Origin of the sequence: Bacillus sp. ISO11 (assembly GCF_003458115.1) — a bacterium.
Classification (GTDB): Bacteria; Bacillota; Bacilli; order Bacillales; family Bacillaceae_G; genus Bacillus_A; species Bacillus_A cereus.
Map to the genome: position 1 here is coordinate 194514 of NZ_QXCO01000003.1, position 16345 is coordinate 210858.

Sequence of the window (16345 nt, forward strand, 5' to 3'; positions counted from 1 at the left end):
TTGTAAGACACACCTTGTGTTTTTTATATTCTTTATAAAATTCTCACTACATTTAAGCTTGCTGTAATCGCACCTGCTATAGTAGTCACATGCCCTACACCTAACGGGCCATTTTGTAATATTAATGTTGAATTGGCACTCGTCACATTCACAAGAAGTGTATTTGAAATGGCTGGTTCGATTACTACAGTTGATGTCGTTACGTTTTGTATAAAACTCCCTGTTAGTTGCGTTCCATTTAATAGCAATCTAACAGATACTGTCTCATTCCCACCATTTGCATCCCCTTGAAAATAGTAGCTTACTAAATATATTCCTGGCGTCGTTACTGTGACTGTCGTAGCACTAGTTAAAGATACACCAGTTCCATATACAGTGGATCCAGAATTAATTGGGATGTTGGCACTTGCTGCAATTGTGCTTGTTGATGTAGAAAAGAAATATCCGCCACCTGTCGATATAGCAGATGATCCTGTTGCTCCAGTTAAGCCTGTTGGACCCGTGGCACCTGTTGGGCCTGTTACTCCTGTTCCCCCTGTCGCTCCTGTTATTCCTTGTATGCCTTGTATTCCGGTCGGTCCAGTTGCACCAGTCACTCCTGTCGCTCCTGTTGCGCCGGTTGCTCCCGTCACACCTTGTGGGCCTTGAATTCCTTGGATTCCTTGTGGGCCTGTTATTCCAGTCACTCCTGTTGCTCCCGTCGGACCCGTTATCCCTTGCGAACCTTGGATTCCTTGGATTCCTTGTGGACCTGTTACTCCCGTAGAGCCGGTCGCTCCTGTTGGGCCTGTTACTCCTTGTGGACCTTGAATTCCTTGAGGACCTTGAGGACCCGTTACTCCCGTCGGACCTGTTGCTCCAGTTGCACCGGTTGGACCCGTCGAGCCAGTTATACCTTGTATGCCTTGAGGTCCAGTCGGGCCTGTTGGACCAATCGGACCTTGAATTCCCTGTGGACCGGTTGGACCTTGTATCCCTTGTATTCCCTGAATCCCTTGCGGGCCTGTTGCACCAGTTGGACCGGTTGGACCCTCTGGGCCTTGCACTCCTTGTATTCCAGTCGCTCCCGTTGGACCTATATCTCCTTGTGGACCTTGAATTCCTTGGATTCCTTGAGGACCAGTTGGACCTGTTATACCACTTATCCCTTGCACTCCTTGTAAACCTTGAGGACCGGTTGGACCGAGTGAACCTTGGATTCCTTGTAGCCCCTGTAAACCAGTTGGACCGGTCGCTCCCCTTACTCCTTGCTCACCTTGTATGCCTTGTATCCCTTGAGGGCCGGTTGGACCGATTGGCCCCTGTGCCCCTTGCACTCCTTGTAAACCTTGAGGACCGGTTGCTCCTACCGGTCCCTGGATTCCTTGTAGACCTTGCGGACCAGTCGGACCGGTTACTCCTTGTATCCCTTGTGGACCTTGAATGCCTTGATCACCCGTTGGACCCGTTGCCCCCATTGGTCCCTGTACTCCTTGCAAACCTGTTACACCAGTTGCTCCGGTCGGTCCCTGGATTCCTTGTACCCCTTGAATTCCAGTCGCTCCTGTTGCCCCTGTTGCTCCAGTCGGACCAGTTGGACCCCCTGGTGATCCTGCTGGACCGGTTGGACCAGTTGGACCTCCTGGTGGACCAGTTGGACCGGTTGCTCCAGTCGGGCCAGTTGCAGAACCTGTCGGACCAGTTATCCCAGTGGCTCCTGTTGGGCCAGTTGGACCTGGATCACCTTGTAAACCGGTTGGACCAGTCGGACCGATTACACCTTGCACTCCTTGTATTCCTTGTATTCCTGTTGGACCTACCTGCCCCATCTCTCCCTGGGGACCTTGTAAACCTTGAACACCAGTTTCCCCTTGTGGACCCATTGGTCCTTGCTCCCCTTGAATTCCTTGAGAACCAGTTGGCCCTGTTGGACCAATCGGACCCTGTATTCCTTGTATTCCGGTTACACCTTGTAAACCACTACCTCCTAAATTACCTTGCACACCTTGTATACCAGTATTTCCAGTTGGTCCAGTCGGGCCAATTTCCCCTTGCACTCCTTGTATTCCTTGTACTCCTGTTGGGCCGGTTGGACCGATTTCTCCTTGCATTCCTTGTATGCCTTGTATTCCTGTTGGACCGGTCGGACCGATTGGGCCAGGAATTCCTTGTATCCCTTGAATACCAGTTGGACCAGTCGGACCTCTTTCTCCTTGTATTCCTTGAACACCTTGTATTCCCTGTGGGCCTCGTTCTCCCATAGGTCCTTGATTACCTTGAGAACCTTGTGGTCCAGTTAAACCAGTTGGGCCGGTTGGACCGATTGGACCTTGTACGCCTTGTATTCCTTGCGGTCCAGTTGGTCCACCTAAAGCACCAGTTGGACCGGTTGGACCAGTGGGCCCCGTAATACCTGGCGGTGGAAAAGGAATAGGTGCTTGAAACTTACTACACTTATCTTGATTCTTCACAAGCATCTCCCCCGTTATAACTAACGTATCAAACTATTTTTAATACATTTAAACTAGCTGTTATCACACCAGATAATGTCGTTACATGCCCGATAGCTAACGGACCATTTTGTAAAGACAAAGTTGCATTTGAAGAAGTAACTTCAATGACCATCGTATTCGAAACTGCTGGTTCTAATATAAAAGTACCTCCTGTAACATAAAAAATAAAACTCCCTGCGACTTGTATTCCATTTAAAGTAAGCCTCACTGAAATTGTTTCATTTCCGGCAGTTGGATCGCCTTGAAAATAATAGCTTACTAAATAAATTCCCGGCGTACTTAACGTTACAGTTGTTGCATTTGTTAAACTGACATCAGAACCAAAAACTGTAGATCCAGAATTAATTGGTATTAACGCATTCGCTGCAATTATACTCGTTGAAGTAGAAAAGAAATAACCTCCCCCGCTAGGTAAGCCAGTCGCTCCTGTCGCTCCCGCTATTCCCAAGAAACCTATTGAACCTGCACTACCAGTTGCTCCTGTCGGTCCCACCACGCCACTTGGGCCCTGACTACCTTGTGCTCCAACTGGGCCTATACTACCACTAGCACCTGTCACCCCACTTGCTCCAATTGGGCCTTGCAACCCTTGAATCCCTTGTATACCTTGTATTCCTTGCGGACCCGTTGCACCTGTATTGCCTGTCGTTCCCGTTATTCCTTGTATTCCCGTAATCCCTTGAACACCTTGCACACCTTGTAGTCCAGTTGCCCCAGTTGCTCCTGTGGCTCCAGTTTCGCCCGTTGCTCCTGTAATTCCAACATTTCCTTGTGGGCCTTGTGGGCCTTGACTACCTTGCGCTCCTTGGACTCCTTGTGAGCCTGTTATACCGACTTCCCCTGTATTTCCTTGGGGACCTCTAATTCCTTGTGCACCTGTTGGGCCGATAATTCCTTGCACTCCTTGTATTCCTTGCACTCCTTGCGCTCCTGTTGGACCCGTTATTCCTTGTAATCCTTGAGGACCTTGCAAACCAATAGCTCCAGTCGGTCCTATTATTCCTTGCACTCCTTGAGGACCTTGGGCACCTTGTGTACCTGTCAATCCGGTAGTCCCTTGTATCCCTTGAACACCTTGAGGACCTTGTGTTCCAGCTGCTCCTGTTTCCCCTTGAATTCCTTGAACTCCTTGTATACCTTGTGCTCCAGCAGGACCAGTTGCTCCTCGGATTCCTTGTGTTCCTTGAGCTCCTTCCGCTCCTGTAACACCAACTGGACCAGCTATCCCTTGTATTCCCACCATTCCTTGTGCACCTGTTGGACCTATCACACCTTGTATACCTTGAATACCTTTAGGACCTTCTGCACCTGTTGGACCAGTTACTCCCAGCGGACCTTGTATTCCTTGAGAACCTTCTGCACCAGTTGGACCTGTTATACCTTGGTTACCTTGAGGACCTTGTGCTCCTTGTACTCCAACTGCTCCAACTACACCTTGGGAACCTTGCGCTCCCCTTACACCTTGAGAACCTGTTGGACCTGTTATACCTTGCACTCCTTGCGCTCCAATTGGTCCTATCCCTCCGCTTACACCTGTTGAACCGGTCGCACCCGTTGGACCTGTTGGACCTCCTGGTGGACCGGGTGGGCCAGCTGGTCCAGTCACCCCACTAGAAGGGCCAATTGGACCGGTCACTCCCGTCGGACCGCCCGGTGGTCCTTCTGAGCCTTGAGTGCCAATACTACCCGTCGCTCCTGTTATACCTCTTATTCCCTTTATCCCTTGAAAACCTGTTGCTCCCGTTATACCTTGTATTCCTTGCACACCTTGTGGTCCTTGTAAACCTATTACACCTGTTATCCCCTTTATTCCACTTATACCTTGGGCACCTTGCATTCCAGTAGAACCAGTTGGACCCACTTCACCTTGTATTCCTTGAGCTCCTTGTGGGCCTTCTTCTCCAGTAATTCCTTGTATACCTTGGAAGCCGTCTTCCCCTTGTATACCAATAGCCCCTTGCTCTCCTTGTATTCCTTGAACACCTTGAGGGCCTTGTGGACCAGTTATACCCGAGACTCCAGTTATGCCTCTCTCTCCCTGCATTCCTTGTGCCCCTGTTTGTCCTCGCTCACCTATTTCCCCTTGTATTCCTTGTATGCCTTGTATACCTTGACTACCAGCAGGACCCGTAGCTCCTTGTATTCCTTCTAATCCTTGTACTCCAATATCACCAATTAGACCTTGGTTACCAATTAATCCTTGAGCACCTTGGAGACCAGTTGGGCCAGTTATACCTTGCTCTCCTGTATCACCAATAACCCCTTGTATTCCTTGTGCTCCTGTTGTCCCTCGGGGACCTTGTATCCCCCTGATACCTTGAGGACCTTGGGGCCCAGTTGCTCCCGTCGGTCCAGTCACCCCTGTAGGACCAACAGGACCTTCATGCCCTCCAGTTGGACCGATTGGACCACTATTACCTGTCGGACCCGTTGCTCCTATAAGCGGAAGAGGCAGTGCCACTCCAAATTTTTTGCACTTTCTATGATGACGCACAACAATCCCCCTTCCCCAAAATAATTACACCTTTTATATGAAATGCATTTTTATAAGAAAAGTACACATTTAACCTGAATTTTATTAAAATAAAGAAGCCTATCATTTGTTTGAAATGATAGGCTTCTTTTATAAAAACAGTTTATTTTCTAGCTTTAATAATAAAAGTAGTCGGCACCATTCTAGCTTTATATAAAGAATAATACTTCGTAGACGGCTCAGCTAGTTCTCCATCAAACGAGCTTGATGGTTCAGGCTCTTCTATTAATAAAAAGATTCGACCATCATATGTGACAGTCGAATCTTTTTATTTTTCATATTCAAGGTGATTATGTCTTTTACAACCAAATAAATAGCAAGCGCCTATATAATCAGTTTCAAACTCTAATCCTGGAACGTATCCAGATTTGATACGTTCTACCATTGTTTTATAACAATTATTCTCTTCTGTATATTCCTCAATTAACTCTTTCTTATCATTTTCTGTCCAGTTTTCTTCTACTTCTTCATTCTGAACATCTTCTATATCTGCTGTTTTCGCTTCGATAGATTCCCGTATAACTTCATTTATACGGGAGAAATTATTCGTTTTATATAGAGCATACACAAATATACCAATCCAATTAGGACTTTTCCAGCATTCTTTATATCCCTTTTCGAACCATTCAATTGCTTCTTTATAGCAATTCAACTCAACATATAAATCTGCTACATTAATTTCCCCTAAAAAATTATCAGATTCCCTGTTAAAAGTATCTAACTTCTCTTTTGCTTCTGTCGTTCGTTCTAAATCAATTAAACATTTTACATAGCTATACATGATATAGTCCGAATCCCCTGCAACTCGCAAGAAAAATTCTGAAGCTTTTTCCAGCTCTCCAAGGTTATAATGCGCTACAGCTACATTATGATATGCTTCATCTGATGGTTGAATCGAAATAGACTTTTGTAATGCTTCTTTCGCTTCTGTCCATTTTTCTTGTTTCATGTAAATGTCCCCTAAGATGTTATAGGGAAAGTATGAAGAAGGATTCAACTTAACAACTTCTTTTATTAATTCAAGAGCTTTCTTATCGTTCTCTTCCTCATAAAAGTACATCCAAGCCAGATTATTGAGAGATTGTACCCCTCTAGATTTATGTACTGCTTGTTGAAACAGTTCCATTGCTTCCTCATATTTATTTTGTTCAAACATTTCAATTGCCCTCTCGTTAATGTTCAAATAACTACCTCCGAAGTGAATGAATTCATCTATTCCCTATCATTATTGTAAAATGTAAAAATTGTAATTCCCACAAAAAATTTCTTTCTCCTGTCTACATTTCGATTGAACTAGAAGCTAAAACACACGAATTTACAACAATAAGTAAATTTTTCAGTCTCTCTTACATTGGATATACAGCCTTTTTTAATTTACATATTATGGTACAATAAAAAGAGTACTAGCTAAACATTTACGCTCCACACTAGCAGTCTAACAATGCCAAAATCAAAAATCACATAGAATCGGAGGGGATGTTATGAAAAGGAAATTACTTGTTCTTCTATTCACCGGAATCATACTATCAGGATGTTCAACTATAGCAGAGAATTCTTTAGAAAGCGGGAAAGGCAGTATGGAATTATTAACACCAACGATCACAGCAAAAGATAATGAGTTAGAAATTAAGACAGAAGGAATTGATGAAAATAAAGTAACTTTTATTTATGTTGCTAATAAAAAAGTGTTAGAACAAAAGCTAAAGAATGGTGAATCCTACAAGCTTAACATTAAAGATATCGAACACGCTCATCGGACAGACTACAAACCAAAAGTTCAACTTTTGCAAACGAAAGATGATAATGATGATGGAGAAATAGTAACCTTCAAACAAGTTAGATATACAGTTAAAAACTGATTTTAAAGTTGTTTCATTATAAATGTAACGAACGAAAATATACTTTTAACAGTAGATAAATGTAGGGGGTGCTAACATGAAAAAACGATGGATTTCTTGGTGGATTGGTAACATATTTTGGATTATCGTTTTTGGAATATGGGCCGCTATTATTTGGCTACGAGATGTTGATGGGGCTGGTGTTATTCAAACACCTGAAATTAAATCAATATCACTTATCGTTTTATTAATTGCGTTTATCATACCGGTATTTTTTCAAATTATATGGCTAATCATTAATTTGAGAATGAGTAAAAAAAATAATTATACGATTTAGTTTTTTTGAATTAATAGATGAATATTTTTCATAAAAAAAGAGAGAAATCTACATCAAAATAGATTCCTCTCTTTTACATTTGGACTTATACCGCACTTTTAATGCAGCACTACTCCTCTTTTTTACGATGCATGTTCATCTTTCTTTTTCATTAACGCTCTTTTCTTCATCGCCTTCGTTAAATATCCACCCTTAAACGAGCGAATTTCATACGAAGACATAAACGCTTTCGGTGCAATTTCATTAATGATTTCTAAAAGCTCTTTCTCCCTAGAACGCTTTGCGACGATATCTAAGCGATAACGTATAGAATTAATACCTTCGCCCTCAAATACTGTAACGCCAAATCCAGAGTGACGTAATTCATCTACTAATTCATTACAACGGTCTAGTAAACTAACTTGATACGTAATATAACCAATTGCTAATTTATTCTCTATATAACCGCCTAATAACAGTCCCGCACTAAAGCCAATGACATAGGCAACGATGTTCATCCAATTTGATAAATCTTGAAACACAATACCTAAACTGACAATGTAAATAGCTCCTTCTAACAATCCAACACCAGCAGCGGATCTTGTTTGATTCTTTACAAGCAAAATCGTACGGATTGTTAATATTGGAACGTAAATAATTTGAAGCACAAAAATAAGTAGCGCTTGTAACATTGGTATCCACCTCTTTCAAAAAGTCTTTTGTCATAATAACATACATAACCTTTAGAAATCGATGGGTTTTTTAAAAAATTTTTATTATTTTTCATAGTATTGAAAAACACAAAAAAGAAGCGTATTATATTTGTCGTTAATTTGGTTACTTGTACCAAATTACTAAAATAAAAAAGGAACCCGATTAGGTCCCTTTCATCATAGCTCTATGTTTTTCGAAGCATGTTCCCTTTGCTTCTCTTCTTCTTTCACTAACTGCATATTTGCATACGCTAAATTTGCAATCATTAAAAAGTGACCACCTAAAATACCTGTACCGAATGCCCACATTTCCATCTCATGCTCAATTTCATACATGATGATAGCTCCTAAAATAGCAGCTGCAAATCGGTTTAAAACTCCTAATCCAGGAGCCTTTTCCTTCATTACGATACTTTTTCCGAGTTTCTCCACTCTTCGAGCTAATAACCAAAGACAATAGGCGCTTACTGCTAATCCAATACCGAACCCTGTCACTTGTTTTCCAAACGGAGTAATCGTCCACATAAGTAGTAAACCACTAAAGATCACATACAATTGTAATCGATATACACGTAAGGCTTCTTGAATCAAAATATCCGCTCCTAAGTTCTCATTTTTTGTACTTTAGAAGAAAAGCAGCAACTTACACAGTTGCTGCTTTCTCTTCTTCTTGTTCTTGTTCCATCTTACGAATTTCAACACGTTTAATTTGGTAAGCGTCTTTTTCTAACACTTTAAATTCATAACCTTCCGCCTCAACGTGTTGTCCTTCTTCGATTTCATGATTTTGCATCATAATCCATCCACCGATTGTATCCACATCATCTTCTTCGATGTGTAATCCAAATAAATCTTTCACTTCTGAGATAAGCACTTTTCCATCAACAATGATATGTTGCTCGTTCACATGTTGAATTGGCGGTGCTTCATCTTCATCATATTCGTCACGAATTTCGCCGACGATTTCCTCCAAGATATCTTCAAGCGTTACAATTCCGGCTGTTCCTCCGTACTCATCATATAAAACAGCCATCGGAATTCGCTTCTTCTGCATTTGAAGTAATAAATCGTGAATTGGAGTCGTTTCCATCACTTCAATAATCGGACGCATATACGAGCGAATAGATGATAAATCTTTTTGATCCTCGGTCATATATCGAATAAAGAAATCTTTTACGTTGACCATACCGATAATATCATCTTTATCTTCTCCAAAAATCGGATAACGTGTGTATCGCTCATTTTGGATCACTTTCATGTGTTCTTCTACTGAATCTTCCAGGTAGAAACCAACGATTTCTGTTCGCGGTACCATAATCTCTTTTGCAATACGATTATCAAATTCAAAAATGTTATTTACATACTTGTATTCAGCTTGATTAATTTCGCCACTTTCATAGCTATCTGAAAGGATAAGACGTAATTCTTCTTCTGTATGAGCTACTTCATGTTCTGAAGCTGGCTTTAAACCGAATAAACCAGTTATCACACGAGCTGAACCGTTCAATACCCAAATAAATGGATACATTACTTTATAGAACATCATTAATGGACCTGCCAATAATAACGTTACCCTTTCAGCCTTTTGAATTGCCATCGTTTTCGGAGCTAATTCCCCTACTACAACGTGTAAATACGTCATAATCATAAAAGCAAGACCAAATGTTAATACTGATGAAATAGAAGGATTTAAGTTCCATTTCTCAAATAACGGGTGTAATAACTTTTCAATTGTCGGTTCACCTAACCAACCTAATCCCATAGCTGTAACTGTAATACCTAATTGACAAGCAGATAAATATTCATCTAAATTTGTTGTTACCTTTTTCGCTGCTAAAGCACCGCGTTTTCCTTCCGCAACAAGCTGATCGATACGGCTTGAACGTATCTTTACAATCGCAAACTCTGCTGCTACGAAAAATCCAGTAAATGCGATTAAAATCGCAACCATGACTAAATTAAATATTTCCAATGAATCCCCTTAGTTAAAAAACTAAGGTGTCCACCTCCTGTATACTATAATGTTTTCTTATTTGTTCGTTAGAAAACATAGCCCGATACAAAAATTAAAGAGGTCGGATTTCACTTATTCTATAATAATAGAGCAAGTGTCTGTATTAAAGCTGTCGTTTGACCAGATAAAGATTTCGATATTTTTTCACGTTGTGAATCAGTCAATCCATCTAAAAGCGGCTTTAACTCAGTAAGCTCCACTTCTAATTGATGAATATGGTCTGTCACTTCATTCACTTGTTTCGAAACGTGTTCATTGATACCGAGCAGCTTCTTCTTCTCCTCGATTTTCTCTTTAATCTCACAAAGCGGCATATGCATTTCTTTGCACTTCTCAATAAATTGTAATGTCTCAAATGCTGTTTCGTCGTAATAGCGATAATTAGATTGAGATCGCTCCGCTTTTAAGATACCTAGATTCGTATAATAATCAATCGTTCGTTTCGACACGTGAGCCATGAGAGCCAACTGTCCGATTCGATACACCTTCCCAACGATCTTCCCCCCTTGTTTATATTACTTACATCATACAATACATAAACTGTACAGTCAAACGTGACGGTTTATTATTCACAATTTATACAAAATCCCAATCTCCTCCTATGATGATTCAATACGAGTAATCTACACTTATACAATAAAATTACTAAACTACTACCTAATCACTACATTGTCTGCCACTTTTAACCTTTCTTATTTAAAAGCATATCCTACTAATAATGATTGCTTGTATAGGAGGGAATTAATATGAAAAAGACAATCATTTCTCATTTTTATAATGAAGAATACCTACTTCCATGGTGGCTTATGCATCACACGAAAATATTCGATCACGGCATTTTAATTAATAGAGGGTCTACAGATCGTTCCGTAGAGATTTGTAAACTATTAGCACCCCACTGGGAAGTACGAAATTCAAGATTTCTTGAGTTTGATCCAACTAATACTGATATTGAAGTGATGGAAATTGAAAGAGAAGTTTCAGGTTGGAAAATCGTTTTAAATACTACTGAATTCTTTTGTTGTAATAATACTGAAGAATTTTTTTCATCTCTTCATACACTAGGCCAAAACATGTATGCGATTAGAATGATTTTAATGATAGATAATCATAATTATAATTATTCAAAGCCTAGATATTCTATCCCCTTAGTAGAACAGCGATACCACGGTGTCTTCCCTTATAACCCAAATCTCGGATGTGCTTGGAGATTTATTCACAATCATCTAGACGGTGCATATTTACCTGGTAGACATCATTCGCGGCACGGATATATAATTTATGACTATCCTTCATTTATTTTAAAATTTTATTTTAGCCCTTGGAATGAACAATCAAAGGCAAGAAAATTACAAATTACACCTACCCTTTCAAAAAGGGGTGTTCAAATGGGACTTCAAACACATTACGGTCAATCTCCTGAAGTACTGGACATACGTTTTTTAGAGCTTAGTAACCTAACACAAGACCTCCGTCATAACCCTGAATATCAAGAATTATTCCCAAAATTCAAACCGTAATATTTTCTGCATCGTCATCACCTCAAACATTTTCATTCACTTAATCAAAAACAATCTCATTTGCATAAAACATGAATACTGTATAAATAATAAATTTTTATTTTAGGAGGAAAAAATGAAAGCTGTTATTCTTGCTGGTGGGTACGGTACAAGAATTGGGGAAGAAACACATTTAAAACCGAAACCTATGATTGAAATTGGAACAAAGCCCATTCTATGGCACATTATGAGTTTGTATAGTCATTACGGGATTACTGAGTTTATTATTTGCTTAGGCTATAAAGGATATGCAATTAAAGAGTTCTTTCTAAATTACAACTTACACATGTCTGATTTCACAATACAGTTAAACGATAATACAATTACTAGCCATTCTCATCGTGTAGAACCATGGAAAGTTACACTAATCGATACTGGTGTAAATACCGAAACGGGTGGCCGAGTGAAAAAGATTAAAAATTATGTCGGAGACGAACCTTTCTGCCTCACTTATGGTGATGGATTAAGTAATGTAAATATAAAAGAACTTATTACATTCCATAAAAAACATGGAAAAATGGCTACTGTTACTGCCGTACAACCTCCTGGTAGATTTGGTTCTCTCATATTAGATAAACAGTCTGTAACATCTTTTCAAGAAAAACCATTAGGTGATGGCGGATGGGTTAACGGTGGATTTTTCGTTTTAAATCCTGAAGTTTTCAATTACATTAGTGGAGATAAGTCTGTTTTTGAAACAGACACTTTAGTTCAGTTAGTAAACAAAAATGAATTGGCCGCATATCAACATTCTGGTTTTTGGCATCCGATGGATACATTGCGCGATAAAAATAAATTAGTCGAGCTATGGGAAAGTAATAACGCTCCGTGGAAGGTTTGGTAATATGGCTTCATCATCTTTTTGGAATAAGAAAAAAGTATTTATTACAGGACATACTGGATTTAAAGGCTCCTGGCTCACCCTTTTCTTAAGTTCTTTAGGTGCAGAAGTAGTAGGCTTTTCTTCTCATCCCCCATCCATTCCTAACACTTTTGAACAAGGTAACGTAGCAAAAGAGTGCACGACAATGAAAGGCGATATTACAGATTACCATTCTTTATTTCATGCCATGAAGCAGCATAAACCTGACATAATATTTCATTTAGCAGCTCAGCCAATCGTAACCGCTTCATACAAAAATCCTATCGATACATTCAAAACGAATGTTTTAGGTACTGTCCACGTGCTAGAAGCAGCAAAGTCCGTCGAAAGCGTACGTGCCATTATTAATGTGACAAGCGATAAATGTTATGAGAATGACGGTAGTGGCGACCGAGCGTTCGTGGAAAATGACCGACTAGGAGGTTTCGATCCTTATAGCGCTAGTAAAGCTTGCGCTGAAATAGCGGCAACATCCTATCAAAAATCATTCTTCCGCACTAATACCCAGAAACTCGCCTCAGTCAGAGCTGGTAACGTCATCGGCGGTGGTGATTGGGCAGAAGACCGATTATTCCCTGATATCATTCGGGCATATTTGCACAATCATACTTTGTGTATTCGAAACAAATATGCCGTCCGTCCGTGGCAACATGTTTTAGATCCTTTACATGGCTATATCCTTTTAGCTGAGAAACTTTGGAATGATGCTAAATATGCAGAAGCGTGGAATTTCGGCCCAATGAATGAACCTAACAGAACCGTTCATGATGTCATTGAATCTGTAATAAAATTATGGAATAACCCACTAACAATCATTTCCTCCTCTACAAATACTCCTTATGAATCACCTGTTTTAACACTCGATAGTACAAAAGCAGTAAACAAACTCGGCTGGACTCCTAAGTTATCAACAGATGATGCTATCGCTTGGACTGTTGATTGGTACAAAAAATATGCATCTGGTGAAAATATAGAATCTTTCACACGACAACAAATCGATGCATTCAAAAATTTATAAGGGGGCTATAAAATGGAACAGAAAAAATGCCGTTTTTGCCACTCATTACTAACCAACACTTTTTTAGATTTGGGCGTTTCCCCTCTTGCTAATTCATTTGTAGCTCCTGAAAGCTCATATAAAATGGAACCTTTTTATCCGCTGCACACATTTGTTTGTAACTCTTGTTTACTCGTCCAGCTAGATGAATTTGAATCCCCACAAAATATTTTTCATAACTATTTATACTTCAGCTCTTACTCCTCAAGTTGGCTACTACACGCTAAACAATATGTAGAAATGGCTATTAAGCGTTTCAACTTAACGAAACATTCAAAAGTGATTGAAATCGCAAGTAACGATGGGTACTTATTACAATACTTTAAAAAAGAAAATATCGAGACATTGGGAATTGAACCCGCGAAAAACGTAGCAGAAATTGCTATCAAAAAAGGAATTCCTACTCATGTAAATTTTTTCAGTAATGACTTAGCAAAAAAATTGCCACAAGCTGATTTAATCGTCGCAAATAACGTATTAGCACATGTTCCAAACTTGCATGATTTTGTTGCCGGTTTAAAAACGTTATTAAAACAAGATGGCACGATAACAATTGAATTCCCACACTTATTAAACCTCATATCCTTTAAACAGTTCGATACTATCTACCATGAGCACTTTTCCTACTTCTCACTTATAAGCCTTCAAAAAGTTTTAAGTTATCATCATTTACAAATTGTTGATGTAGAAGAACTTTCAACGCATGGTGGTTCCTTACGGATTTTTGTAAACCATCTAAGTGCCCAATCAACTATCCATTCCAATGTTACAAAATTAATTCAAAAAGAAGTCGACCACGGGTTAGATACTTTAGATTGCTATCTCCTTTTTTCTAAACGCATCGAACAATTGAAAATAAATATTTTAAAGTTTTTTATTGAAGCGAAAGCTTTAAACAAACAAATTATCGGTTACGGTGCTCCAGCTAAAGGAAACACCCTTTTGAATTATTGCGGGATAGGTAAAGAATTTCTAGCTTATACAGTAGATAAAAATCCTCACAAACAAAATCTCCTTTTACCAGGAACTCGTATTCCAATAAAATCTCCAGCAGAAATTAAACGTACAAAACCGGATTACATTCTTATACTTCCTTGGAATTTGAAAGACGAAATTATGAAAGAATGCTCTTTCATTCGTGAATGGGGCGGTAAATTTTTAGTGACGGTTCCAGAAATTGAGGTGATCGAGCCATGAAGAAAGTTGTTGTAACAGGTGGTAGTGGCTGGATAGGTAAATATGTTGTACATTCACTTATACAAAAGGGATATGAAGTGCACGCCACGTATAATAAAAATAACCCCTCTCACCTCCCTTGCCATTGGCATAAAGTAAACTTGCTTCGCGATGACGAAGTAAAACAATTCATTTCGGATGTTCAGCCTAGCCATCTCATTCACCTTGCTTGGGAAGCAGTGCCACCAGCATGCTATGTATCTATTAATAATTACTATTGGCTAAAGTCTAGTATTTCATTGATTCAACACTTCACAACATGCGGCGGAAAGCGTGTTGTCGTTGCAGGTACTGGCGCAGAGTACGAATGGTTTAACGGCGTATTATTTGAAGATTCACCGCTCCTTTCCTATAAAACCCCGTATTCTTTATGTAAAAATGCACTGCACTCCTGGCTAGAAACGTATGCACAACAAACAGGCCTCAGCATGTGTTGGGGCCGCATTTTTCATATGTATGGACCTCACGAACAAGGTAATCGGCTCGTTTCTAACATTATCACTTCCTTATTAAAAAACGAGGAAGCACTATGTACACATGGAAAACAATCGAGAGATTTCCTCCATGTGAGTGACGTCGCTGACGCTCTCGTAACAATATTAGAACACAGCGTTACAGGCACCATCAATATCGCTTCTGGTCAATCTGTACAAATTAAAAAGTTAGCTTCTATCATTGCTAAAAAGATAGGAAAAGAACATTTAATTAAACTAGGTGCAATCCCTTTCTCTAAAGATGAACCTTTATTTGTCGGGGTTAATGTAGAACGTTTAAAAACTGAAGTAAACTGGAAACCAACATACGATCTAAATACAGGAATTGAAGAAACAATTTTATGGTGGAAATCATTTATACAAAAACATAACGATATGCATCATTAAAACGTAAATCCTTCGTTCCTCTCGCTAATTCCTTATACCATTCTCCTAATCTTTCCGACGTAATAATATGGTGCGTCCCCATTCCCCCATGCTTACTAGCTTCAGAAAGAGTCGGACCAATTTGTAACTTTCTCTTTCTCATCGCATCGTTCCACGGACTAAACCCAAACCATAATATACAGGCAAGAGGTGGATAAATCATCGATTCATGCGCAGATAAATGTCTTCCAACCGTATAACTTCCATGCTCATGATTATGAATAAATCTACCTCTTCTCCATAACGGCCAATCTTCTGGTAAATAACCATGAAATCGCTGTTTCATTAAAGGTATTCCAAAGTTAAGGTCCGGATAGTTGTAGTTAGGATCATCAACCATAATAAGCCCGTCCAGCCAATACATCCTCCCCCCCAATTCATTTAGCGATTTCCAAAACTGATTTTTATCTTGCACGCAAAGAAACTCAGTCGTATTTAAAATCATTTTCCATCCTTGTACTTCTTGTTCTATCCTCATCACTTCATGATCTGTCGCATATGCATCAAACTCTGGATTTACAGAATCTCGCACCTCCCAATGCGGTGCGAATTTTTTACAAATCTCAACGGAACGATCTGTTGAACCTTTATTAATTAAAATACCATGATCAAAAAGTTTCGTATGATGCATAAGCCACCATGGCAATAAATACTCTTCATTGTAAAAATGTGAAATAACGGTTGTAGTTATAATAATCTCCTCCTCTTTCTCTATTAATCTACTTTTTATCCTACAACCAATATACTCATAAGCAAAAATATGTTTCCTAATTATTGATCAAAT

The 16345-nt window shown here is 39.6% G+C and carries 15 protein-coding genes and 1 pseudogene; 7 read left to right on the plus strand and 9 right to left on the minus strand.

The window, feature by feature from the left end:
* Positions 1-32: 32 nt before the first annotated feature.
* The 4 genes and pseudogenes from D1166_RS04725 to D1166_RS04740 form a co-directional block, all read right to left on the minus strand.
* Positions 33-2456: a BC_3345 family exosporium-associated protein gene (locus D1166_RS04725; RefSeq protein WP_098220981.1), complete on the minus strand. Its 2424-nt coding sequence runs from the start codon at positions 2454-2456 to the stop codon at positions 33-35.
* A 22-nt stretch (positions 2457-2478) separates the two neighbouring features.
* On the minus strand, positions 2479-4986 hold the full coding sequence (locus D1166_RS04730; protein ID WP_001215804.1) for a collagen-like protein: 2508 nt from the start codon (positions 4984-4986) through the stop codon (positions 2479-2481).
* 142 nt (positions 4987-5128) lie between these two features.
* Positions 5129-5251: pseudogene (locus D1166_RS04735) on the minus strand (SAM-dependent methyltransferase); the annotation flags it as partial.
* A 42-nt stretch (positions 5252-5293) separates the two neighbouring features.
* Positions 5294-6208 carry a tetratricopeptide repeat protein gene (locus D1166_RS04740; RefSeq protein ID WP_001024487.1) on the minus strand — a complete coding sequence of 305 codons (915 nt, stop codon included), beginning with the start codon at positions 6206-6208 and terminating at the stop codon, positions 5294-5296.
* A gap of 298 nt (positions 6209-6506) precedes the next feature.
* Here D1166_RS04740 and D1166_RS04745 point away from each other — a divergent pair, with 298 nt between their 5' ends.
* Both D1166_RS04745 and D1166_RS04750 read left to right on the plus strand, forming a co-directional pair.
* On the plus strand, positions 6507-6884 hold the full coding sequence (locus D1166_RS04745) for a hypothetical protein (protein ID WP_000823781.1): 378 nt from the start codon (positions 6507-6509) through the stop codon (positions 6882-6884).
* A gap of 76 nt (positions 6885-6960) precedes the next feature.
* Positions 6961-7200, plus strand: coding sequence for a DUF3923 family protein (locus D1166_RS04750; protein ID WP_000747679.1), 240 nt, complete (start codon positions 6961-6963; stop codon positions 7198-7200).
* Between the two features lie 122 nt (positions 7201-7322).
* On the opposite strand, the gene D1166_RS04755 is transcribed toward D1166_RS04750, so the two are convergent.
* The 4 genes from D1166_RS04755 to D1166_RS04770 all read right to left on the minus strand — a co-directional run bounded on the left by D1166_RS04755 (position 7323) and on the right by D1166_RS04770 (position 10391).
* Positions 7323-7871 carry a DUF2179 domain-containing protein gene (locus D1166_RS04755; RefSeq protein ID WP_000938438.1) on the minus strand — a complete coding sequence of 183 codons (549 nt, stop codon included), beginning with the start codon at positions 7869-7871 and terminating at the stop codon, positions 7323-7325.
* 198 nt (positions 7872-8069) lie between these two features.
* Positions 8070-8483 (minus strand): ATP synthase subunit I, encoded by a 414-nt coding sequence (locus tag D1166_RS04760; RefSeq protein WP_000613876.1) that lies wholly within the window; start codon positions 8481-8483, stop codon positions 8070-8072.
* A 52-nt stretch (positions 8484-8535) separates the two neighbouring features.
* Positions 8536-9864, minus strand: coding sequence for a hemolysin family protein (locus D1166_RS04765; protein ID WP_000402258.1), 1329 nt, complete (start codon positions 9862-9864; stop codon positions 8536-8538).
* Between the two features lie 119 nt (positions 9865-9983).
* Positions 9984-10391, minus strand: a complete 408-nt coding sequence (locus D1166_RS04770; RefSeq protein WP_000285635.1) for a MerR family transcriptional regulator — start codon at positions 10389-10391, stop codon at positions 9984-9986.
* A gap of 261 nt (positions 10392-10652) precedes the next feature.
* Here D1166_RS04770 and D1166_RS04775 point away from each other — a divergent pair, with 261 nt between their 5' ends.
* The 5 genes from D1166_RS04775 (at position 10653) to D1166_RS04795 (ending at position 15522) form a co-directional block, all read left to right on the plus strand.
* Positions 10653-11426 carry a glycosyltransferase family 2 protein gene (locus D1166_RS04775; protein WP_000750973.1) on the plus strand — a complete coding sequence of 258 codons (774 nt, stop codon included), beginning with the start codon at positions 10653-10655 and terminating at the stop codon, positions 11424-11426.
* 115 nt (positions 11427-11541) lie between these two features.
* On the plus strand, positions 11542-12309 hold the full coding sequence (rfbF, locus tag D1166_RS04780; RefSeq protein WP_000648800.1) for a glucose-1-phosphate cytidylyltransferase: 768 nt from the start codon (positions 11542-11544) through the stop codon (positions 12307-12309).
* Between the two features lies 1 nt (position 12310).
* Positions 12311-13366: a CDP-glucose 4,6-dehydratase gene (rfbG, locus tag D1166_RS04785; protein ID WP_000168667.1), complete on the plus strand. Its 1056-nt coding sequence runs from the start codon at positions 12311-12313 to the stop codon at positions 13364-13366.
* A gap of 12 nt (positions 13367-13378) precedes the next feature.
* Positions 13379-14602: a class I SAM-dependent methyltransferase gene (locus tag D1166_RS04790; protein ID WP_000435776.1), complete on the plus strand. Its 1224-nt coding sequence runs from the start codon at positions 13379-13381 to the stop codon at positions 14600-14602.
* Positions 14599-15522, plus strand: coding sequence for an NAD-dependent epimerase/dehydratase family protein (locus tag D1166_RS04795; RefSeq protein WP_000758375.1), 924 nt, complete (start codon positions 14599-14601; stop codon positions 15520-15522). The genes D1166_RS04790 and D1166_RS04795 overlap by 4 nt, the downstream gene beginning before the upstream one ends.
* Here D1166_RS04795 and D1166_RS04800 read toward each other — a convergent pair.
* Positions 15491-16291, minus strand: a complete 801-nt coding sequence (locus D1166_RS04800) for a glycosyltransferase family 2 protein (RefSeq protein ID WP_076774856.1) — start codon at positions 16289-16291, stop codon at positions 15491-15493. The two genes, D1166_RS04795 and D1166_RS04800, sit on opposite strands and share 32 nt — an antisense overlap.
* Between the last annotated feature and the right edge of the window lie 54 nt (positions 16292-16345).